Annotated in this window: 26 protein-coding genes; 24 read left to right on the plus strand and 2 right to left on the minus strand. The window is 37.6% G+C overall.

Annotation, left to right across the window (positions count from 1 at the left end):
- Positions 1–36: 36 nt before the first annotated feature.
- The 6 genes from ACQ334_RS06160 to ACQ334_RS06185 all read left to right on the plus strand — a co-directional run bounded on the left by ACQ334_RS06160 (position 37) and on the right by ACQ334_RS06185 (position 3,421).
- The gene (locus ACQ334_RS06160; protein WP_430987300.1) at positions 37–699 is read left to right on the plus strand and encodes a hypothetical protein; all 663 of its coding nucleotides are present in this window, start codon (positions 37–39) and stop codon (positions 697–699) included.
- Between the two features lie 39 nt (positions 700–738).
- Complete coding sequence (locus tag ACQ334_RS06165; protein ID WP_430987301.1) at positions 739–1,437, plus strand: hypothetical protein; 699 nt, start codon at positions 739–741, stop codon at positions 1,435–1,437.
- A gap of 4 nt (positions 1,438–1,441) precedes the next feature.
- Complete coding sequence (locus ACQ334_RS06170; RefSeq protein WP_430987302.1) at positions 1,442–1,909, plus strand: SMI1/KNR4 family protein; 468 nt, start codon at positions 1,442–1,444, stop codon at positions 1,907–1,909.
- A gap of 154 nt (positions 1,910–2,063) precedes the next feature.
- Positions 2,064–2,285 carry a hypothetical protein gene (locus ACQ334_RS06175; protein WP_430987303.1) on the plus strand — a complete coding sequence of 74 codons (222 nt, stop codon included), beginning with the start codon at positions 2,064–2,066 and terminating at the stop codon, positions 2,283–2,285.
- 110 nt (positions 2,286–2,395) lie between these two features.
- Entirely contained in the window at positions 2,396–2,710 is a 315-nt protein-coding gene (locus ACQ334_RS06180; protein ID WP_430987304.1) for an HPF/RaiA family ribosome-associated protein, read from the plus strand.
- 180 nt (positions 2,711–2,890) lie between these two features.
- Complete coding sequence (locus tag ACQ334_RS06185; protein WP_430987305.1) at positions 2,891–3,421, plus strand: ORF6N domain-containing protein; 531 nt, start codon at positions 2,891–2,893, stop codon at positions 3,419–3,421.
- Positions 3,422–3,482: 61 nt separating this feature from the next.
- Here ACQ334_RS06185 and ACQ334_RS06190 read toward each other — a convergent pair whose 3' ends face one another.
- Positions 3,483–4,469 carry a GlxA family transcriptional regulator gene (locus ACQ334_RS06190; protein WP_430987306.1) on the minus strand — a complete coding sequence of 329 codons (987 nt, stop codon included), beginning with the start codon at positions 4,467–4,469 and terminating at the stop codon, positions 3,483–3,485.
- Between the two features lie 145 nt (positions 4,470–4,614).
- Here ACQ334_RS06190 and ACQ334_RS06195 point away from each other — a divergent pair, with 145 nt between their 5' ends.
- From ACQ334_RS06195 to ACQ334_RS06255, 13 genes are all read left to right on the plus strand, one after another.
- Positions 4,615–5,031 (plus strand): hypothetical protein, encoded by a 417-nt coding sequence (locus ACQ334_RS06195; RefSeq protein WP_430987307.1) that lies wholly within the window; start codon positions 4,615–4,617, stop codon positions 5,029–5,031.
- Complete coding sequence (locus ACQ334_RS06200; protein WP_430987308.1) at positions 5,024–5,242, plus strand: hypothetical protein; 219 nt, start codon at positions 5,024–5,026, stop codon at positions 5,240–5,242. Before ACQ334_RS06195 ends, ACQ334_RS06200 begins: the two co-directional genes overlap by 8 nt.
- 25 nt (positions 5,243–5,267) lie before the next feature.
- Positions 5,268–5,681, plus strand: coding sequence for a VOC family protein (locus tag ACQ334_RS06205; protein WP_430987309.1), 414 nt, complete (start codon positions 5,268–5,270; stop codon positions 5,679–5,681).
- Between the two features lie 58 nt (positions 5,682–5,739).
- Positions 5,740–6,111, plus strand: coding sequence for a DoxX family protein (locus ACQ334_RS06210; protein ID WP_430987310.1), 372 nt, complete (start codon positions 5,740–5,742; stop codon positions 6,109–6,111).
- 21 nt (positions 6,112–6,132) lie between these two features.
- Complete coding sequence (locus ACQ334_RS06215; protein WP_430987311.1) at positions 6,133–6,336, plus strand: DUF4287 domain-containing protein; 204 nt, start codon at positions 6,133–6,135, stop codon at positions 6,334–6,336.
- Positions 6,337–6,376: 40 nt separating this feature from the next.
- Positions 6,377–6,913, plus strand: a complete 537-nt coding sequence (locus ACQ334_RS06220) for an SRPBCC family protein (protein ID WP_430987312.1) — start codon at positions 6,377–6,379, stop codon at positions 6,911–6,913.
- A gap of 163 nt (positions 6,914–7,076) precedes the next feature.
- A complete protein-coding gene (locus ACQ334_RS06225) occupies positions 7,077–7,928 on the plus strand; it encodes a VOC family protein (protein ID WP_430987313.1) in 852 nt (283 codons plus the stop codon).
- Positions 7,929–7,997: 69 nt separating this feature from the next.
- Entirely contained in the window at positions 7,998–8,777 is a 780-nt protein-coding gene (locus tag ACQ334_RS06230; protein ID WP_430987314.1) for a DUF1801 domain-containing protein, read from the plus strand.
- 126 nt (positions 8,778–8,903) lie between these two features.
- Positions 8,904–9,260: an ArsR/SmtB family transcription factor gene (locus ACQ334_RS06235; protein WP_430987315.1), complete on the plus strand. Its 357-nt coding sequence runs from the start codon at positions 8,904–8,906 to the stop codon at positions 9,258–9,260.
- 10 nt (positions 9,261–9,270) lie between these two features.
- Positions 9,271–9,717 carry an SRPBCC family protein gene (locus tag ACQ334_RS06240; RefSeq protein ID WP_430987316.1) on the plus strand — a complete coding sequence of 149 codons (447 nt, stop codon included), beginning with the start codon at positions 9,271–9,273 and terminating at the stop codon, positions 9,715–9,717.
- Positions 9,718–9,750: 33 nt separating this feature from the next.
- Positions 9,751–10,212, plus strand: coding sequence for an SRPBCC family protein (locus ACQ334_RS06245; protein WP_430987317.1), 462 nt, complete (start codon positions 9,751–9,753; stop codon positions 10,210–10,212).
- A gap of 21 nt (positions 10,213–10,233) precedes the next feature.
- Positions 10,234–11,130, plus strand: a complete 897-nt coding sequence (locus tag ACQ334_RS06250; RefSeq protein WP_430987318.1) for an SRPBCC domain-containing protein — start codon at positions 10,234–10,236, stop codon at positions 11,128–11,130.
- Positions 11,131–11,142: 12 nt separating this feature from the next.
- A complete protein-coding gene (locus ACQ334_RS06255) occupies positions 11,143–11,583 on the plus strand; it encodes a VOC family protein (protein ID WP_430987319.1) in 441 nt (146 codons plus the stop codon).
- Between the two features lie 101 nt (positions 11,584–11,684).
- On the opposite strand, the gene ACQ334_RS06260 is transcribed toward ACQ334_RS06255, so the two are convergent.
- The gene (locus ACQ334_RS06260; RefSeq protein WP_430987320.1) at positions 11,685–12,377 is read right to left on the minus strand and encodes a Crp/Fnr family transcriptional regulator; all 693 of its coding nucleotides are present in this window, start codon (positions 12,375–12,377) and stop codon (positions 11,685–11,687) included.
- A 275-nt stretch (positions 12,378–12,652) separates the two neighbouring features.
- On the opposite strand from ACQ334_RS06260, the gene nirB reads away from it, so the two are divergent.
- The 5 genes from nirB to ACQ334_RS06285 all read left to right on the plus strand — a co-directional run bounded on the left by nirB (position 12,653) and on the right by ACQ334_RS06285 (position 22,464).
- Entirely contained in the window at positions 12,653–15,154 is a 2,502-nt protein-coding gene (nirB, locus tag ACQ334_RS06265; RefSeq protein ID WP_430987321.1) for a nitrite reductase large subunit NirB, read from the plus strand.
- 95 nt (positions 15,155–15,249) lie between these two features.
- Positions 15,250–15,597: a nitrite reductase small subunit NirD gene (nirD, locus tag ACQ334_RS06270; protein ID WP_430987322.1), complete on the plus strand. Its 348-nt coding sequence runs from the start codon at positions 15,250–15,252 to the stop codon at positions 15,595–15,597.
- Positions 15,598–15,786: 189 nt separating this feature from the next.
- Positions 15,787–17,322 carry an alginate export family protein gene (locus ACQ334_RS06275; RefSeq protein WP_430987323.1) on the plus strand — a complete coding sequence of 512 codons (1,536 nt, stop codon included), beginning with the start codon at positions 15,787–15,789 and terminating at the stop codon, positions 17,320–17,322.
- Positions 17,323–17,365: 43 nt separating this feature from the next.
- The gene (locus tag ACQ334_RS06280; RefSeq protein WP_430987324.1) at positions 17,366–18,733 is read left to right on the plus strand and encodes an MFS transporter; all 1,368 of its coding nucleotides are present in this window, start codon (positions 17,366–17,368) and stop codon (positions 18,731–18,733) included.
- Positions 18,734–18,858: 125 nt separating this feature from the next.
- Complete coding sequence (locus tag ACQ334_RS06285) at positions 18,859–22,464, plus strand: molybdopterin-dependent oxidoreductase (protein ID WP_430987325.1); 3,606 nt, start codon at positions 18,859–18,861, stop codon at positions 22,462–22,464.
- The last annotated feature ends 81 nt before the right edge of the window (positions 22,465–22,545 follow it).

The raw sequence follows: 22,545 nt of genomic DNA on the forward strand, positions 1-22,545 counted from the left end.
TTATAACTTCATTTAAAATAAAAAAGGCGTAAAAAATTGAAACTTTTACTATCACTACTAATAACATTATCTGTTGTTGGCTGCCATTACAAAGCAGGCAATACCGGTACTGGCACAAAGCTTAAAGACACCATCATAAAACACGATACAATTTATATCACTGATAATAAAGATCAGCACTGGCAGGACAATGCAGGTTTCAATTTAACGCATGAACCTGACCGGGATAGCATCTGGGGCAAGCCTGTAAGTTATTATTTAAATGATCCGGAATGTGTGAGCATTGCATTTGAATTTTACTATGGTTATTTCAGGCCAACAGACAATGGTGCCACGGATGAATTATTAAAATATGCCACCACATCAAATAAAAAATTAAGGCCCTTCTATCGCTGGTGCCTCGATAAAACAATTGAAATATCGGATGGTGCGTTATCAGAACATGTAGGAACTCCGGCAATAAATTATGTAGAAAAATACCCGAAAGAATTTTTAGAATTTATTGACAGCGATACCAGTAAAACAAGATATGATAACTGGACAAGCGCTATTGCTTACAGTGGCTTTGACACCAACAATCCCAAAGACCAGGCACAACAGACAAAAGCTTTTTTAAATACCATGAAAAAGAATTGCGTTAATTGTGATGCCGTAACGCTGCAACGAATAGAAAAACTGGCAAAAGATTGTCATGAGTAAATTGTAAAGTAAAACTTCAAATAACTATGTCATCAATTTATGAAGTTTAGTGTATTAGTGATATTATTGCTTATGTACTGTGGCTCTTCATTTGGCCAGACTTTGCCCGTTGCCAAAAGCTACCAGTATTTTTCGGAAGAAGAAGAATGGCAATTAAAAACGGTTGATTTTAAAACTGTTGAATTATGGGCAAGGCATTACAATGAAGGTTATTCCCTGGTGGTAGAAGGAAAATGTGAATTAACAGACAGTACTATATGCTTTATGTTTGACAGTTCTATTACACTGAATATGATTTTGAAAGATACTCACTGCGGTCCGAATGTAAAGGAATTTATCAACGGCAATACTTTTAAAAGAGAAAATGATTACATCATTCCCAACCACTGCAGCACCGGAAATAAAAATGAGCATCCTGGTATTTTGGAAAAAAGTTATTATCAACAGGTTGAACTGAATATGGGTGGTACAAAAGTTGAACTCAAAAATAAAAACCAATATATTTTAACGGAATATTCCTGCAAGGGGCATTGGGTTGAAAAAGGAAAGTATATACGGTCCGGCAATATCTTAGCACTAAAGCCCAATAAAAAAAGTCCGGCTTTGTCAGGCTTCCTTATGGATGGCAGTATCATGTATGCTACAGATCATTTCCTTATCTCAAAAAAATTGCAACTCACTACACAACCCGAAAAATATTCAAAGGAAGAAGTGTTTCTTTATTTCCTGCAACAGTAATCATATGGTACCGCATATACTCGATATCATCACTCAGATTGAAATTGAACAGGCCAGGCTAGGTATTACACTTAATCCAAAAGCAACCACCGAAGAAATAGCGCATTTTGAAAAGGCCAAAAACATTCAACTGCCTGATGACTTTAGAATTTTCTACAGTTTTTGTAATGGATTTGACAGTACCGATTTTATGTTCAGAATTATCCCTTTGTATGAAATAATTGGCAATATACCAGACAGGCACCTTATCAAACAGCAGGATTTTCATTTTGCAGAATACATGGTGTATAGCGAGATGTGGACCATATCAATTGAAGCCGGTTACAAAAACAGTTATGCTATTTACAATAAGATGGACAATGTAGTTACCTTGACCAACTACCTGGCAGAATTTTTAAGCGTATTTATTACAGGAGGCGTATTTGATGGCCTTTATACATGGAGGGAACGTATTGAACGAACCATTAAATGAACTAAATAATGAAAGGCAGCTCACTTTTACTTTACCTGTTTGTTACGGCAATTAATATGTTCCTGGCTTTACCTGTGCTGTTCTCTCCATTTATTGTTGCCCCCTTACATATGCTTATCTTTTTTTATCTTTCGATTGGTTATTGAAGAAAAGAATGTTTAAATCGCAATGGAATAAAATATTATTTGCTGCAATTCCGGCATTTGCACAAATGACCGTTATAGTTGCCGCATTTTATGAAGATACTTTCAGCCCTGCTGCACTCCTAAATTTTTTAAATAGTTTCTTTATTGCGTTATTTTTTATCTTCTTCCTGATTGAATTTGGAATACTGTTATCGATGTATTCAAAGTATATACGCCGGCACAATGTGTGAATGATGTAAGTTTTAAAAAAAGTAATGTAACAAACGGGTATTAAAAGCAACTCATCTTTGACTATTCTCATTTTACTTATCTATAAAATCTTAAACCCTGAAGCTACATTATGACTATCCAGATAAACACCGACAAGAATTTAACTGTACATGAATCATTTAATGCTAAACTGCACAGCCTGCTGTCAAGGGAATTAAACCGGTATAGTGAAAATATCACCCGCCTGGAAGTGCATCTTTCTGATGAGAATGGCAACAAAGAAGGACAGAACGATAAACGTTGCATGATAGAAGCCAGGATAGAGGGCCGGCAACCAATAGCGGTAAAGGATTTGGGCAATACTCATGACCTTGCGATCAGTGGTGCTATTGAAAAACTAAAATCAGTACTGAATAGTTTGCTGGGTAAATTGAGCAATCATTAAACAACCACTATTCATATTTTGAGTCATCCGGTTATATTAGTCCTATCCCCTTACAATAAATCAAAGGTTGAAATTCGCAATCGAAAAATTTATTTATTTTTCTGCAACTAAAGTAAATAGTACTTCATCTTACTATAATTAAGTGGGTCTAAAAACGAGGCCACATCAATCAAAATAATTATGGCAAGACTATCAAAGTCAGTTGCAATTGCTGATGAAATAATAATGAATAAAATTTATGCTGTAAGAGGCCAAAAGGTAATGATCGACCGTGATTTGGCAGAGTTATACCAGGTTGAAACCAAGGTATTAAAACAGGCTGTACGCAGAAATATCCGGCGCTTTCCAGGTGACTTTATGTTTGAAATGAATGCAAAAGAATTTGAAAATTGGAGGTCACAAAATGTGACCTCCAAAGAAGATCTGCAGGGCCTCCGTTATGCCCCTTTTTGTTTTACGGAGCAAGGTGTCACTATGTTATCCTGTATTTTAAACAGCGAAAGGGCAATAGATGTAAATATACAGATCATAAGAATTTTTACTAAAATGAAAGAAATGCTTCTGACCCATAAAGACATTTTATTACAATTGCAAAAAGTAGAAAATAAATTAACCGCTCATGATGAAGATATAAAGCTGATATTTTCTTATTTGAAAAAACTGCTTAACCCTCCGCAGGAACCGAGGCAACGTATCGGATTTAAGCCATAGTATAATAAAAATCAAAGCCAGTAATTCGCAATGAAAGCAGATTTTAATAAACTCATTCTTATCACACCATCTCCAGCTCTGCCTGTTTGTTGTATTTGTTCCTGTACTCAATCGGCGTTAGACCAGTGATCTTTTTAAATATTGTACGAAATGCCTTGGTATCGGTATAGCCCACATCAAACATTACTTCGTTGATATTTTTGCGACTGCTTTCAAAACTTCTTTTTGCCGCTTCAATCTTTACACGCTGCATATATTCCACCACTGTATTATTGGTAGCTTTTTTAAACCGGCGTTCAAAGCTTCTCCGGCCAATAGCAAATTTATCTGCCAATGTATCTACTGTAATTTTATCAGAATAATTATCTTCAATAAACTCCTGTGCTTTTTTTATTTCTTCATCTTCATGTTCTTTTTGTCCCTGGAACATCATGAAAGCATTCTGGCTGGTACGATCAATTTCTATAGCAAAAAATTTAGATGCCAGGATAGCAATATCCCGGGTAGTATATTTTTCCACCAGGTACAATAATAAATTCCAGTAACTATTGGCTCCGCCGCTGCTGTACAAGCCCTGCTCTTCTGTAATAATACTTCCATCCACCAATTCCACATCCGGAAACATACTTCTGAAATCATTGGCAAACAACCAATGGGTACTGCATTGTTTACCTGTTAATAATCCGGTTGATGCCAGTAAAAAGGCCCCCAGGCAAAGTGAGGCCACTTCTGCCCCATTGTTATATTGCTGCTGAATCCATGGAATCATTTCTTTATTCAGTTCAATGGCATTTTTGATATTGCCCGATAATGCAGGAATAAAAATGAGGTCTGTTTTTTTTACCTCTTTCATCAATACATCCGCATGAACAGAGAATGCACTGTTCTCTATTCTTACCTCAGGTTTTACGGCAACTAATTTTACATCAAATAAAGCTGCTTTACCTGTTGATTGCAAAAACTGGTTTACCGCAGTAAACAAATACCGTGGGTCGGCAATGGCTTCAATAACAGAAGACTCCGGTACTAATATTGATACATGTTTCATTGGTTCAATTTATCTGTCTGAGAAATTTTGATTGAATAAAGGTAGAAAAAAGTTCTGTCGTAATCAACCCCTTGTATTGTCGTTTTTGCACATTACAGCCTTTAACAAAGGGCCGTATGTTTGTATTGACATTAAAGTTTAGCTCATGGAAAAATATTTTATAACCAACAACATCAAAACATTTTATGTTACGGCCACTTCTTTTCCTGGTGGGGTTTTAAAAGCACACCAGGCTTTGCATGCTTTACTCCCCACTATTGAAAACAGAAAGTTCTTTGGTATTTCGTTTCCCGGCAAAGCTGGTAATATTATTTACAAAGCTGCGGTAAAAGAAAATTATACAGGAGAAGCAGAACAACTGAACTGCGAAACGTTCATTATTGGCAAAGGCACTTATTGCAGCGAAACAATAAAAGATTTCATGAAGGATGTAAGTGTTGTTGGAAAAATTTTTCAGCAATTACTGCAGCATCCGGATTTAGATATAAATGGTTATTGCCTCGAAATATATCCCAATGAAAAAGATATCATTTGCCTGGTAAAACTAAATGACAATGATTGAAGTTTTTAAAACAGATATTACCTGTGCGGATAAAGCCAAATGGTTGATAGAACAAATACATCAAACATTTACCAGCTACAAAGCCAATTTTGACCTGGAAGATTGTGACAGGATATTACGTGTGGTAAGCAGCAATGGCAATATCAATAGAAGTTTTATCAACTGGCTAAAAAACGCAGGCTGTAATGCTGAAGTATTGACAGACAATTAAAATATAATTCTCAAAATAAAAAATAATGACACAAATTAATTCTTACTTAACTTTCAACGGCAATTGCAGGGAAGCCATGACATTTTATAAAGAATCGCTGGGCGGAGAATTAATTTTACAAACGATTGGTGATTCTCCTTTAGCAGAGAAGATGCCTGCAAAAATGAAAGATTGCATTTTGCATTCCACACTTACTAACGGTGCCTTAATTATCATGGCATCGGATATGGTGGGTGATAAAGGATTAATAAAAGGTACTGCTGTTTCATTAATGCTTAATTGCAGCAGCGAAGAAGAAACCAGGCATTTTTATGCAAAATTATCAGCCGGCGGCGAACGAACACATCCATTAGAAACTTCGTTTTGGGGTGCTTTATTTGGCGATCTTACAGATAAGTTTGGCAACCAATGGTTATTGCATTTTGATAAAAATCAGTAGTAATAAAAACAGCCGGGCTTAAAAATTTAATTATCTTTTAAAAAATAAAAACTAAAAAATGAAAAAGACAAAAATTTTGTACTGGGTATTTACCGCATTATTCGGTGCCTTCATGCTATTTTCTGCAATACCCGATGTAATGCTTTCTGCCGAGGCGGTAACCTTTATGAAACAATTAGGATACCCCAATTACTTTACGGTATTTATCGGTGTAGCCAAAGTGCTGGGTGTTATTGCTATATTAATACCTGGTTATCCAAGAATAAAAGAATGGGCTTATGCAGGATTATTTTTTGATCTTATCGGCGCAGTATATTCAATGCTATCAGCAATGCCTTTTAATGCGCAAATGTCGTTTATGCTGTTGCCATTTATATTGGGTATTTTGTCTTATGTTTTTTATCATAAACTAAATACCGCTAAAAATTAATCACCATAAAAACTTTTACCAATGTCATTCCAGGCATATATCGATAATATAAAAGCCAAAACAGGCAAAACGCCTGAAGACTTTAAAAAATCAGCCACTAAAAAAGGCTTATTGAAAGAAGGTGTAAAAGCCGGAGAGATTGTAGCCTGGCTTAAAAAAGATTTCGGCCTGGGCCATGGGCATGCTATGGCTATTTATGCTACGTTTAAAGGTAAAAAAGAATAACTATCTTACCGAACCTTTTTAACAACACTAAAAACACAACATGACTATTTTATTGTACATACTGTCTGTTATCGGAGCCATCATTGCATTGTTCTTATTACTTGCATTGGTAACAAAAAAAGATTTCAGAATAGAAAAACAGATCGTAATTGACAAACCCAAAGCTGAGGTTTTTAATTATCTTAAATTAATAAAGAACCAGGAAAAATACAGCGTATGGGTAATGAAAGACCCTGACGTAAAAATAGTATACTCCGGTACTGATGGTACTGTTGGTTTTATTTCTTCGTGGACAAGTGATGATAAGAACGTAGGCATTGGTGCACAGGAAATAATTAAACTTGCTGAAGGCGAAAGTATGGATGTGGAAGTTCGTTTTAAAAAACCTTTTGAAGCTACCAATTATGCCCATACTGATGTAACTGCTATTTCTGCTACACAAACTAAAGTGAGCAATGTATTCACAGGCAAGCAAAAATTTCCGCTGAATGTGATGAATTTATTTATGGATAAATTAATTGGCAAAGACATGCTGCAAAACCTGGTGAACATGAAAAATAATGTAGAGGGGCAATAAATTTTTATAATTGTTTTTTGAATTTCACTTCGTGAATTACTGTTGCCACCAATGACACGAATTGACACGGATAAGAAAATTTCATTAGTGAAAATTCGTGACATTAGTGGCAACAAAAAACCTGCAGATCATAATAAAAAATCTAACACTAAAAACATATAACATGAACAACAATATTCATCCCTGCATCTGGTATGATGGTAACGCTAAAGCTGCTGCTGAATTTTATTGCGGCCTGTTTCCTGATTCAAAAATTACTACCGACACACCAATGGTGGTAAATTTTAAATTGAACGGACAAAAGTTTATGGGTTTAAACGGAGGCCCCATGTTTAAAACCAATCCTTCTGTTTCATTCATGGTGATCAGTGAATCTGATGAAGAGATTACAATACTGTGGGAAAAATTATCTGAAGGCGGTATGGTAATGATGCCGCTTAACAAATACGACTGGAGTGAAAAATATGGTTTTTGCCAGGATAAGTTTGGCCTCTCGTGGCAGATCATGAAAGGAAAGTATAGTGATGTGAATCAGAAGATAACACCTACTTTTTTATTTGTGGGTAATAATTATGGCAGAGCCGAAGCTGCTGTAAATTATTATACCAAAGTATTTCCTTCGTCATCCATTACTGGCATTCTGTTGTACCAGGAAAATGAAGGTGCAGACCAGGCAGGCAAAGTAAAACACTCGCAGTTTATTGTAGATGGTAAAGTATTTATGGCGATGGATGGCTTTGGCAGCCATGAGTTTGCTTTTAATGAAGCCATTTCATTTGTAGTGGAATGTAAAGATCAGCAAGAGATTGATTATTTCTGGAATACCCTTACTGCCGATGGTGGAAAAGAAAGCAGGTGCGGTTGGTTAGCAGATAAGTTTGGTGTATCATGGCAAATCATTCCAAACAATATTGGCCAGTTAATGAGCACTCCCGGAAAAGGGCAACAAGTGATGCAGGCAATAATGCAAATGAATAAACTGGATATGGCTGCATTGGAAAAAGCAGCACAATAAAAGTTAGCCGCAGATTGCACAGGTTACATAATACAATTCATGTAATCAGTGCGAAAAAAACTAATACTTATGGCAATGACTAAAACAGCAGCGCCGGCAAACGTAGATGTTTACATCAAACAATTTCCAAAAGATGTACAGGCCGCTTTACAGCAACTGCGTAAAACGATAAAAGCGGCTGCGCCAAAAGCGGAGGAATTGATCAGTTATAAAATGCCGGGATATAAGCTGCATGGCATGCTGGTATATTTTGCGGGATACAAAAATCACATTGGTTTTTATGCAGCACCAACAGGTCATGAAGCATTTAAAAACGAACTGGCTGTTTATAAAAGCGGCAAAGGTTCTGTACAATTTCCATTAGATAAGCCGTTGCCTTTAAAATTAATTACGCAAATTGTAAAATTCAGGGCGGCGCAAAATCTGGAAAGGATAGCGGATAAAAAACCTGCTAAAGTTGTAGTTACAAAAGCGAAGACGGCAAAACTTTCAGATGAAGACCAGGTAAAAGATTGGATTGATAAATTAGATGCCGCATCAAAAAAAGAAATTGAAGCTGTAAGAAAAATTATCAAAGCATCTTCTTCAAAACTTGCCGAAAGAATAAAATGGAATGCTCCCAGTTATTATTACAAAGAAGATATTCTAACTTTCGGCCCTTATAAAACACACAAACTATTGCTGGTATTTCATCATCCTGCCGTAGTAAAAATAAAAAGTAATTTATTGGAAGGCAATTATAAAGACAGGCGGTTAGTATATTTTAAAGATAAAGCAGAAGCAGCAAAAAATAAAAGCGAAGTCTCCCGTATCATCAAAGAGATCATAAAAATGATCGATAAAAAATAAATTCTTAAAGCGCTCTTAAACAGGGCGCTTTTTTATTTCTTTAAAAAAAATGTAGAAAAATTTGCGTAACCGAATTGTTACATATATATTTGTAACCGATTGGTTACCTAATTAAATTATCCTATAATGAGAAGAGACGTGTTCCAGGCCATTGCAGACCCTACCAGGAGGCAGATCATTAATGTGATTGCCGGGCAGCAATTAAACTTAAATGCCGTAGCAGATAAATTTGATATCAGCCGTCCGGCTATTTCAAAGCATATTAAAATATTAACCGAATGTGGTTTGATAGTAATTAACCAGCAGGGACGTGAAAGATATTGCGAAGCTAAACTGGCTAAACTAAATGAAGTATCTGATTGGGTGGAACAATACAAACAGTTCTGGAATGCCAAATTAGATTCGCTGGAATTATACCTTGATGAATTGCAAAAAAAGAAATCACCAAAAGTGAAGCATAAAAAAATTGCTAACCGAAAATAAATCTCACTGCATGAATAACGATTGCACTATATTATCCACAAGGATCATTAATGCCCCGAGAGCGCTTGTGTTTAAAGCCTGGGAAGACCCTGAAATATTAAAGCTCTGGTGGGGACCGGAAGGTTTTACTAATACTTTTCATGAATTTGATTTTACACCCGGTGGTGCCTGGTTGTTTACCATGCAAGGGCCCGACGGAACTGACTATCCTAATAAAAATGTTTTTGAAAACATCGTATCTCCCGAACTGATTGTATTCAATCACATCGAACCTGTTCACCAGTTTAAAGTAACCGCAGGTTTTGATGAACAAGAAAATAAAACGAAAGTTATCTTTCACATGCTTTTTGAATCTGCAGAAGAATGCGCCAAAGTGAAACCTTATATACGGGTTGCAAATGAACAAAATTTTGATCGCCTTGAAGCAGTACTGTCAAAAATAACAGTCATTAACTGAACCTATTTGTCTAACTAAAAAAATAAATAAATAATGGCAACGCAAATTAACGACACCACTGAACGTGAACTTAAACTTACCCGCTTGCTGAATGCCCCAAGAGAATTAGTATGGGAAGTATGGACCAACCCCGATCATATTAAAAACTGGTGGGGGCCTAGCGGTTTTACCAACACTATTTTTACCATGGATGTAAGAGCCGGTGGCATATGGGATTTGATTATGCACGGCCCTGATGGCACCGACTATAAAAACAAAAGTGTTTTTACCGAAATTATAAAACCTGAAAAAATTGTTTACGAACATGTAAGCGCTCCAAAATTTGTAGCCACTATTACATTTGAGGAACAGGATAACAAAACCATGCTTACCTGGCATATGCTTTTTGAAAGCAAAGAACAATTTATACAGGTAGTAAAAACATTTAAAGCCGACGAAGGATTGAAACAAAATATTGCAAAGCTGGAAATTTATCTTGCCGCACAAGTACAATGATCAATATTTAAATTAAATTTTATGGCTGCAACAACAACAGAGATCAAAGGCAGAGAACTTATCATCTCAAGAATATTAAACGCTCCTGCAGCGCTGGTGTGGGATGCATGGACAAAACCGGAACATATCATTAAATGGTGGGGACCAACAGGGTTTACCACTACTGATAAAGGCATGACGGTAAAGCCCGGTGGCGACTGGCGCTTTATGATGCATGGCCCTGATGGCCGGGATTATCCGAACAGGATCGTATTTATAGAAGTTGATCCACCTAAAAAATTAGTATATAAACATTCCGGCGATAATGATACGGAGCCTGTAAACTTTCATGTAACCGTAACTTTTGAAAATCTTGGTAATAAAACCAATCTTATCATGCATTCCGTTTTTGAGTCTGCTGCAGAACTGGAAAGATTGAATAAAGAATATGGCGCTATAGAAGGCGGGCAACAACATATCGGTCGCCTTGATGAATTTGTGACCATATTAAACAGTGAACCATTTGTAATTGAAAGAATATACAATGCCCCTGTTGCAACAGTATGGCAGGCCTTAACCGATAATACCGAAATGAAAAAGTGGTATTTTGATATTGCCGGTTTTAAGCCTGAAGTGGGTTTTGAATTTAGTTTTGCGGGCCAGGGCAAAGAGGGAGAAAATTATATACACTTATGCAAAGTGATGGAAGTTATCAAAGAAAAAAAAATAACTTACAGCTGGCGATACGAAGGCTATGAAGGTAACTCCTTTGTAACATTTGAATTATCTGCCGAAGGCGAAAAAACAAAATTAAAATTAACCCATGCAGGGCTGGAAACTTTCCCGGCAACAGCCAGCAACGCATTTGCAAAAATAAATTTTGCCGAGGGCTGGACTTATATCACCGGCACATCATTAAAACAATTTGTAGAAAAATAAAAATTAACTACCATGGCAAGAGTATGCACTTATTTAAATTTTGCTGACTACACAGAGGAAGCATTTAACTTTTACAAATCGGTATTTGGCGGAGAATTTACAGCTCCCGGCGTAAGGCGAATGGGCGACATGCCTCCAATGGATGGCATGCCACCATTGAGTGATGATTTAAAAAACCTGGTGATGCATGTGGAGCTGCCTATTACCGGCGGCCATGTATTAATGGGTACAGATGCTCCCGAACAAATGGGCTTTACAGTAAACTTTGGCAACAATATTTATATCAGCCTGGAGCCGGATACTAAAGCAGAAACAAAAAAATTATTTGATGCATTATCAGCAGGCGGCACCGTTAGTATGGACTTACAGGATATGTTCTGGGGTGCGTATTTTGGTAGTTGTACAGATAAGTATGGCGTGCAGTGGATGTTTAATTGTCTTGCTAAAGATTAGGTGTCAAGACGGCTCCAGGCCGTCAGACACCTAACATAATGCAGCGTAAAGCAAAGGGCCCGGCGCAGAGAAGTCAAGTTTTAAAAACTTGACTTCTCTTTTTATTGCTGATCTTCATAAACCAACACCAGTTTTTTAAGATTAAGTACCTTAATTTTCTTTTCCGCAAATTGCAAAATATCCTCTGCCGAAAATTCATTCATCATTTTAAATAAGGTCTCGTAAGTAGTACCGGTATAAGATGCCAGGTCCTGGCGGGATAAAACAATATTCAGGTAGCCGTCTGCGTCAGTCCCAAATCTTTCATGCAAAGACGCCAGTGCATAAGCGATCCTGCCCTTGGTACTCATGTGCGCCAGGTTACGCATGCGTTTTTCCGATTCTTTTAATTCTGCTGCAAAAAACATCAGCAGTTCGTACATATAATCAGGATTCACTTTTAAGGTAGCCGTAAAAAAATCCATATCCACAAAACAAACCTCGGTACTGGCCAATGCCGTTCCCGAAACCGGATAAATAGTATCACTACCTAAACCACGGTGACCAACAATAGCACCTTTATTCGCAAATCGCAATATCATCTCCTTCTCTTCATCCCAGCGCTTATGCACTTTCACCAAACCCGAGTGAATAAAAAACATCCCTTTCACCTCATCCCCTTCCTTAAATAACAACTCCCCTTTTTTTACATGAAACACTTTTCGGTTAGCATCAATCGCAGGTAACCACTCCTTGCTGCAAGACAAACAGAGTGAACAACTCTTTAAATCACATTTATGTTTTTTTAATATCATTTTATATTTTTTTACCAGCAGCCCCCAAATTTATAAATAAAATATTTACAGTCAGCATTTTACAATTAACATAAGGGCTTTTTTTCTTTATATTATTATTAATTCTATTTAATTTATTTGTACAAATATATTTGTTTTAATCAATTTTATTCTTATTTTTATGATATAAGATATATTTTAATAATTTTTTTACTCAAATATCGCAAAAATAAATTAGATATATTTTATCATAATACGATTGCTTGCTGCATTTAACACATTTTAAAATTTGCAGCATGAACATACTAATTATCGGCAACGGCATGGTTGGTTACAAGTTTTGCGAAAAACTAATTGCCAAAGCCAGTCCCCATCAATTTAACATCACTGTTTTTGGTGAAGAGATCCGTCCGGCTTACGATAGAGTACACCTGAGCGAATACTTTGCCGGCAAATCTGCCGAAGATTTAACGATGGCTCCGGCAAGTTGGTATGCTGAAAACAATATTACTCTTCATCTCGGCGATCCCATTGCACAAATCAACAGAACAGAAAAGACCGTTGACTCCCATAAAGGACTTACGGTTCCATATGATGTGTTGGTTTTAGCTACCGGCTCTTCAGCTTTCGTTCCCCCTATTCCGGGAACGGAAAAAAATGGCGTATTTATATATAGAACGATTGAAGACCTTGAAATGATGACCGCCTGGGCAAAGAAAGCCAAAAAAGGTGCCGTTATCGGTGGTGGGCTTTTAGGGTTAGAAGCCGCCAAAGCAATGATCGACCTGGGTGTTACTGATACTTCTGTTATTGAATTTGCTCCACGCCTGATGCCAAGGCAGATTGATGAAGTGGGCAGCAATGTATTAAAATCAAAATTAGAAACACTGGGTTTAAAAATTCTTACCAATACCAACACTTCGCAAATTTTAGGCGATGATGCAATAACAGGAATGCAGTTTGCCAACGACAGCAAAATTGATGTAGATATGCTGGTGATCTCTGCTGGCATTAAACCAAGAGACGAGCTGGCTAAATTAAGCGGCTTAACAGTTGGACAAAGAGGCGGTATTGTAGTAAATGAAAAATTACAAACCAGCGATGAAAATATTTATGCCATTGGAGAGTGTGCTTTGTTTGAAGGCATGATCTATGGTTTGGTTGCACCGGGTTATGAAATGGCTGATGTAGTAGCTACTAATTTAACGAAGGGTGAAAAACATTTTTCGCCTTACGACATGAGCACCAAATTAAAATTGATTGGTGTAGATGTAGCCAGCTTTGGCGATCCGTTTGCCAATGGAGAAGGCATTACTTCCGTAGCCATCAATGATACTAACAAAGGTGTTTACAAAAGAATTAATATCAGTGCCGATGGCAAAACATTATTGGGCGGCATATTAGTAGGTGATGCAGAGCAATACAATATGCTATTGCAAACAGTAAAAAATAAAGTAGTGCTTCCTCCCAATCCCGAAGATGTGATTTTAGGAAGCCGTGGTGGCGAAGAAGCTGCAGGATCTGGTATCACAAGCTTACCTGATGATGCATTGATATGCAGTTGCGAAGCAGTAACCAAAGGCATGATATGTAATAGTGTTGCCGAAGCCGGTTGCGAATCTGTTGATGCCATAAAAAAATGTACCAAAGCAGGAACAGGTTGTGGTGGTTGTGTACCAATGATAAAAGACCTGGTAACACATACCATGAAAGCCAATGGAAAAATTGTACACAATGTATTATGTGAGCATTTCAATTACAGCCGCCAGGAATTATTTGATCTTGTTAAAATAAATAAATTAAAAACCTACGACGAAGTACTGAACATGTTTGGTAAAGGTGATGGTTGCGAATTATGCAAACCACCTGTTGCTTCAATCCTTGCAAGTTTATGGAATGAAATTATTTTAAAGAAAGGCAACGATACGGCACAGGATAGCAATGATCGTTTCTTAGCCAACATTCAAAAAGGTGGTACGTACTCTGTTGTTCCACGTATCCCCGGTGGAGAAATTACGCCTGATAAATTAATTGTGATCGGGCAGGTTGCAAAAAAATATAACCTCTACACCAAAATCACCGGGGGCCAGCGTATCGATTTATTTGGCGCTCATTTATCCGACCTGCCCAACATCTGGGAAGAACTGATTGATGCCGGTTTTGAAAGCGGCCATGCTTACGGAAAAAGTTTACGTACTGTAAAAAGTTGTGTAGGCAGTACCTGGTGCCGTTTTGGGCTACACGATAGCGTTAGTTTTGCAATTAAAGTAGAAGAAAGATACAGGGGCCTGCGTTCTCCCCATAAATTAAAAGGTGGTGTCAGCGGTTGTATCAGAGAATGTGCCGAAGCACAGAGCAAAGATTTTGGCATCATCGCTACAGAAAAAGGCTGGAATCTTTATGTATGTGGCAATGGAGGCAGCAAACCGCAGCATGCTTTATTATTAGCAACAGATATTGATGAGGAAACCTGCATTAAATACCTCGATCGTTTTTTAATGTTCTATGTAAAAACTGCAGACCCTCTTACACGTACTGCCACATGGCTGAATAAAATGGAAGGTGGCATTGCGTATTTAAAAACAGTAGTGATTGATGATGCCTTAGGTATGAATACGCAATGGGAAGCAGATATGGAAAATCATGTAAACACTTACGAGTGCGAATGGAAAGCAGCTATTGAAACACCGGAATTACGCAAACGTTTTTCTCATTTTGTAAATGCACCGGAAGAAAAAGACCCAACTGTAAAATTTGAAGTGATGAGAGAACAGGTAAAAGCAAAAGACTGGAAATAAATACTGGTTTAGGGGTTTAGAAAGTTTAGCTAACAACAAACTTAATTTCTCCCATTTCTAAACTTCTAAACCCTAAACTCCTAAACAACTAAAAAATGATAGCAGAAGCAACAACAACAGCCTGGTTTTACGCCTGCAATGTTCAGGATGTTCCCCTTAATGGAGGTGTATGTGTAAAATACAACGACAAACAAATTGCCTTATTTCATTTCAGCAGAAGAAATGAATGGTATGCTACACAGAATGAATGTCCGCACCGTATGCAAATGGCATTAAGCCGTGGCATGATAGGTACACTAGGTGATGAACCAAAAGTAGCTTGCCCGTTTCACAAAAAAACTTTCTCTTTAAAAACAGGTGCCTGTTTAAATGGTGATGAATGTGCAATTAAAACCTATCCTGTAAAAGTAGAGGGCGCAAAAGTATATATCGGGGTAGAATAAAAATATTATGCTGTATGAATCATGACCGAAACAACATTGTTAATCATTAAAAACACATTATGGCAAGTACAAAGTAAAACCAACAAAATCCCCTGGAAGCCATAAAAAGAAAAAGCCCCGGAACGAATTGGAAGCTCAGACCGGGACAATGATCTCAAATTGCGAACAACTTAAAACCAAAACAAAATTATGAAGAAAAAAACAAAAGCATTGAAAAGGATTTCGCTGCTGCTTCTTACGGTTTTATCTCTCTACACGTCTTACGGACAGCTTACTGTAAGCGGCCAGGTGAGAACCCGTACAGAGTACCGTGATGGAGTGGGCACATTGAAAACAGCTACCAATGATGCCGCTTTTTTTACTTCTCAAAGAAGCAGGTTAACTTTCAATTACAAAACCAACAGGGTTATTTTACAAACTTCTGTACAGGATGTAAGGGTATGGGGACAAGACGCTGCCACCATCAGCAATGCAGATGGCAGTAAGCTTGGTGTACACGAAGCATGGGCAGAAATTATCTTAGCTAACAAAAAAGATACTTCATTTAAAAAATCGGCGGTAGAATATTTTGCCGTAAAATTAGGCCGGCAGGAACTGGTTTATGATGATGTACGTTTACTGGGTAATTTAGATTGGTTGCAACAGGCACGCCGCCATGATGCCGTAGTTTTTAAATTACTGAACAAAGGATTACAGGCCGATGCAGGTTTTGCATTTAATCAAAACAGTGATGCGTTTAATTATAATGGCACTTATTATACCCCAGCCAATATTTCTACTGCAGTAAAAGACAGCAAAGGCTTTTTAGTAGCCACTCCTTCAGGATTAATTCCTTTAATGAACGGCACAGGCATCAGCAGCAAAACCGGTAACCCGTCTTTTGTAAATGCACCTTCTACTAACGGTATGAATCAAAACTATAAAGCATTACAGTATTTATACGCAGCAAAAACTTTTAAAAACACTAAAGTGAGTGCGTTATTTTTAGCCGACCATTTTGGAAAATATGTTGTAGACTCTGTATTAACTTCTACTACCAATGGCAATGGATATGTGTATGGCAGAAGGTTTAATCAGAAAGGGGTGAACAGCCGCATTACTACAGGTATATTAGTTAACAGCCCGCTGAATAAAACAAAATCATTGGCATTAACTGCAGGTGCTTATTACCAGGGTGGTAAAGATAAAGATGGCACAAGCTTAAGTGCCTACACTTCTACCCTTGCTGTTGCATTTACCAAAAAGAAATTTACTTACACTTTAGGTTGGGATTATGTTAGTGGCAACGATGCCTTTTCTTCTTCCACTACCAATCATCGCTTCGATCCTTTGTATGGCACACCACATAAGTTCTGGGGTTATATGGATTATTTCTATGTAGGTACAGGTTCGCCGACAGGGGGATTAAGTGACCCGTTCTTTAAAATTAAATACGGTAGCAAAAACAAAAGATTCAGCGCTGGTTTAGATTATCATTATTTCTCTTTGGCAAAAGATATGAAAGATGTCAATGGAAATGCCATTGATAAATATTTAGGCAGTGAGTTTGATCTTATAACAAACTATAGTTTAAACAAGATCACTACAGTTGAGTTTGGTTTTTGCAGTATGGCAGCTGCTAAAAGTATGGAGTATGCAAAGGGCATAACACCAGGCACTTCAAAACTAACTGGCTTATGGAGTTACGTAATGATCAGTATTAAACCAGAATTTTTATTTAAATAAAATAACGGCATCTAATTCAGAGCAACCCTTAAAATTATAAATTATGTCATCCACTATAAACAATCAACCACTTCCAAAACTCAACATCTTTTCGTTAAAAGGTGTACAGATGAAAACATTTCATGTAACCTGGCTTACATTTTTCTTTTGCTTTTTTGCATGGTTTGGTATGGCTCCTTTAATGAAAATTGCTAAAGAACAATTGCATCTTACCAAAGACCAGATCGGTAATATTCAGATTGCTTCAGTATCAGCAACCATTGTTGCCCGTTTATTAATCGGCAGACTGGTAGATAAATACGGGCCAAGAATTGTATACACCTGGTTATTAGTATTATGTGCCATCCCTGTTTTATTCATTGGTACCAGTCATTCTTATACCTCATTCTTATTATTTCGTTTAGCTATCGGCATTATTGGTGCTTCATTTGTAATTACACAATTTCACACTTCAGTAATGTTTGCACCTGCTGTAAAAGGTACTGCTAATGCAACAGCTGGTGGCTTTGGTAATGCAGGTGGTGGCGCTGCAAACTTCTTTATGCCGATGATCGCATCAGGTTTTGTTGGCCTGGGTTTTTGTACCAAAGAAGATAGCTGGCGTTATGCCATGATCTTTCCTGGTGTAATGCTATTGGTTTGTGCATTTTTATATTATCGTTTTACAAAAGATGCACCAGAAGGAAATTATAATGAAACAGGTTATAAAACTGATACGAAAAAAAATACCTTCTTAATTGCAATAAAAGATTACCGCACCTGGATATTAACCATCGCTTATGCTGCATGCTTTGGTGTAGAAATTACAGTAGATAATTTTGCGCCGATATTTTTTACGGATTCATTTGGAGCCTCTCTTGCTATTGCAGGTATGTGCGCCGGAATTTTTGGCTGGATAAATATTTTTGCACGACCAATGGGTGGCATTGTAGCAGATAAAATTGGTAAAGTATGGGGCTTCGATGGTAAATCAATGTTGCTGGCTATTCTGTTATTGTTAGAAGGCATTGGATTGGTTTGGTTTGCTAAATCTGGTAATATCGGTATGGCTATTTTTATGATGTTCTTTTTTGGCCTTAGCCTGAAAATGGCTAATGGCGCTACTTACAGCCTGGTGCCCTTTATAAGCCCGATGGCCGTGGGTAGTGTGGCGGGCATTGTTGGTGCTGGTGGAAATATTGGTGCGATGCTTATCGCCTTTATGTTTAAAGCAAAAGCAACGCATGCGACAAAAGAAGTGATTGAAAATGGCGTAACAAAAACAAAAGACCTGATTGATTATACTGCAGCATTTACTTTATTGGGATATATCATTTTAGGAATTGGAATAGCCGTTTTTATTTTCAGAACAGTAACGGCACAAAAGAAAACTGAAGTAAAGGATATGGTGGCAGTACCGGCAGTTAGTTAGTAAAACAGCTGCAAGGGGAATAGCTACAAGGGGGAGAGCTGCAAGGGACAAGGCCAGCCATTATGCTTCTCCCTTGTAGCTTGAAACTTGCAGCTTAAGATTTGTACCTCGGAAAAATAAAAGCATTGAAAGAACAAAAAAACATATCGCAATTGAACACAACAGCAGGTAATACCACTACCTGCTGTTACTGTGGTGTAGGTTGTGGTATCGTAGTAAATAAAGATGATCATAACCGTATCACTGTGGAAGGTGATAAAAATCATCCGGTGAATAAAGGTATGCTCTGCAGTAAAGGCATGAACCTGCACCACACTGTAAATGATCAGGGCGATAGATTGTTGTATCCCGAAATGCGTTACAATAAAAACATGCCCCGCCAAAGAGTAAGCTGGGATGTGGCTTTGGAAAGAACTGCTGCCGTATTTAAGACTTTCATTGATAAATACGGCCCGGATAGTGTGGCTTTTTATGCAAGCGGACAATGCTTAACAGAAGAATATTATGTAGTTAACAAACTCATCAAAGGATTTATTGGCAGTAATAATATTGATACCAACAGCCGCTTATGCATGAGCAGTGCAGTAGTGGGTTATAAAATGAGTTTGGGAGAAGATAGTGTACCGGTTAGTTATGATGACCTTGAATTGTGTGATGTAATTTTTGTTGCCGGTGCAAACCCTGCCTGGTGCCATCCTATTTTGTGGAGAAGAGTGGAAGCTGCAAGAGAAAAAAATCCGGATATAAAAATAATTGTCAGCGATCCACGCAAAACACAAACCTGCTCTTTAGCTAATGTGCACCTGCAATTAAATCCAGGTACAGATATTACTTTACATCATGCCATTGGCAGGTGTTTAATTGAAGAAGGAAAAATTGATTTTGATTTTATAAATGATAACACTAACGGTTTTGCAAAATACAGGGAAACTGTTTTTGAAAGAACTGTAGAAGAAGCGGCAAATATTTGTGGCGTGAGTGAAAATGATATTCGCTTAACTGCATTGTATATTGGTAATGCAAAAGGTTTTATTACTATGTGGACGATGGGACTGAATCAAAGTGTAGTGGGCACCAATAAAAATTTATCCCTCATCAACTTAAATTTAATCACCGGTCAGATTGGCAAACCAGGTGCAGGACCATTTTCGCTAACCGGTCAACCCAATGCCATGGGTGGCAGAGAAGTGGGTGGCTTAAGTAATTTGCTCCCTGCTCATCGTGATCTTACTAATGAAACACACCGCAATGAAGTAGAAAAATTCTGGCAGATTCCATTGGGTACTATCAAACCAAAACCTGGTTTAACTGCTACTGAAATGTTTGATGCATTGAATGATGGTACACTAAAAGCCATCTGGATTTTATGCACTAATCCATTAACGAGCCTGCCAGACGTACGTGTAGCAGAAGCAGGATTAAAGAAAGCAAAATTTGTTGTGGTACAGGATATCAGCAATAAAGTGGAAACATTACAATATGCTGATGTGGTATTACCCGCCGCTTCATGGGCAGAAAAAGAAGGCACCATGACCAATGCAGCCCGCTATATTTCTTACCTGAATAAAATTACAGATGCGCCTGGTGAGGCATTACCTGATGCCGAAATTATTTGCCGCTTCGCCAATAAAATGGGCTACGATGGTTTTGCCTATGACAATTTTTCGGAGATATATGCGGAACATGCTGCATTAACAGAAGGAACAAATATTGATATCAGCGGATTGAGCTATGCAATTTTAAAAGAAAAAAGAGCAGTACAATGGCCGTACAGGAAAGTTGAAAGTGTAAAGTTGAAAGTTGAAAGCGAAATGCTGGTTCAGGCAAATGGTTATTATGGTACACCAAGGCTATTTACCGATCACAAATTTTTTACACCGGATAAAAAGGCCAACATCCAATCTTTCAGCGATGAAAATAATTCGGAAGCCTTAACACCGGAACATCCGCTGATACTCACCACCGGCCGCATACGTGATCAGTGGCATACCATGAGCAAAACAGGAAAAGTAAATAAGCTCAATCAACATATCAGCGAAGCTTTTTTAGAAATTCATCCCATTGATGCCAACAAAAGAAAAATAAAAGATAACGATATCATTGAAATATTTAACCAACGTGGCAACGTTCGTGTTAAAGCAAAATTTTCTGAAGACATAAAACCAGGCGTAGTTTTTTTACCAATGCATTGGGGTAAAATTTTAAACAGCGATTTAAACAGGGCGAATAATCTCACCAATAATTTAGTAGACCCAAAAAGTAAAGAGCCCGATTTTAAATTCAGTGCGGTGCAGGTTTCATTGTACAAAAAAGCGAAACAAAAAATTATTGTAGTGGGCGCCGGTGCAGGTGCCTGTGGTTTTGTAAAAAGTTACCGCACTCTAAATACCGAAGATGATATTGAAGTATTCAGTAAAGAAGATTTTCCTTTTTATAACAGGGTATTGCTCCCTGATTATATCAGTGGTGTATTACCCTGGCATAATTTAATTAAGATGAGTGATGATGAAGAAATAGATCATCGTATAAAACTACACCGTGGTGTTAGTATTGAAAAGATTGATAAAGAAAACAAAAGCGTAACGGATAGTAAAGGCGTTACACATTTTTATGATGTGCTGCTATTGGCAACCGGCAGCCGTGCTTTTATGCTGAAAGATATTCCATCGCTCCATGGCATTTTTACTATGCGTAGCCGTACTGATGCTGATAATTTTAAAAACCATGTTGATCCTGCTAATGGTAAAGTGATTATTGTAGGCGGTGGTTTGTTAGGAATTGAATTAGCAGCATCACTTACTGAAGTGGGTGTAAAAGTCACCATCATTCAACGTATCTCCCGTTTAATGGACAGGCAACTGGATCCGTTAGGCAGCCAGTTATTACATGAAGAATTAGTAAGCAAGGGCATTGAAATTTTTTACAATGATGAGATCGACCGCTTCCTTGGAGAAAAAAACATTTCAGGTGTACGTTTAAAAAGTGGTTTGCATATCGATTGCCAGGCATTGGTAATTGCTATTGGCACTGTGCCAAATATTGAAGTGGTAAAAGCCGCTGGCGTAGATTGCAAAAGAGGTGTGATTGTTGATGAATATTTACGCACCAATGAAAAAGATATTTTTGCCATTGGAGAAATTGCAGAGTTCAAAGGATTTTTATATGGTATTACTGCAGCGGCAGAACAGCAGGCAGAAATTGTTGCCCGTTTTTTATGCGGCGATATTTCAAAATATTACAGCGGCAGTTTGCTGATGAACATTTTAAAAATGCATGGCACTGATCTTTGTTCCCTTGGCCTTGCAGAAATTCCCAACAACGATCCTACCTACGAAGAAATTGTTTTTATAGATAAAGCCAAACGCTATTACAAAAAATGTATCGTTCACAATGATAAGTTAGTAGGTGCTATTTTAATTGGCGATAAAAGCGAATTTTTAGAGTACCGCAATCTTATAGAAAATAAACTGGAGCTGAGTGAAAAACGTTTGCAATTATTACGCAGCGGCAAAACTGCCGAGCCCGTAATTGGCAAACTGGTTTGCAGTTGCAATAATGTTGGAGAAGGAAATTTGATCAATAAAATAAAAGAAGGCTGTAAGGATCATTTGCAACTCTGCCAGCTTACCGGTGCCGGCATGGGTTGCGGCAGTTGCAGGCCCGAGGTAAAAGCTATTTTAGACAGCCAGGTAAATGTTATTAAAAAAGAAGACGGGATTTTAGTAACTTAGTTTGCCACAGATTACACAAATTCCACAAATTACTTTACTGCTTTTCTGTGAAATTTGTGTAATCTGTGGTAAAACTTATCC

This window comes from Ferruginibacter sp. SUN106, from assembly GCF_050611765.1.
Taxonomy (GTDB): Bacteria; Bacteroidota; Bacteroidia; order Chitinophagales; family Chitinophagaceae; genus Ferruginibacter.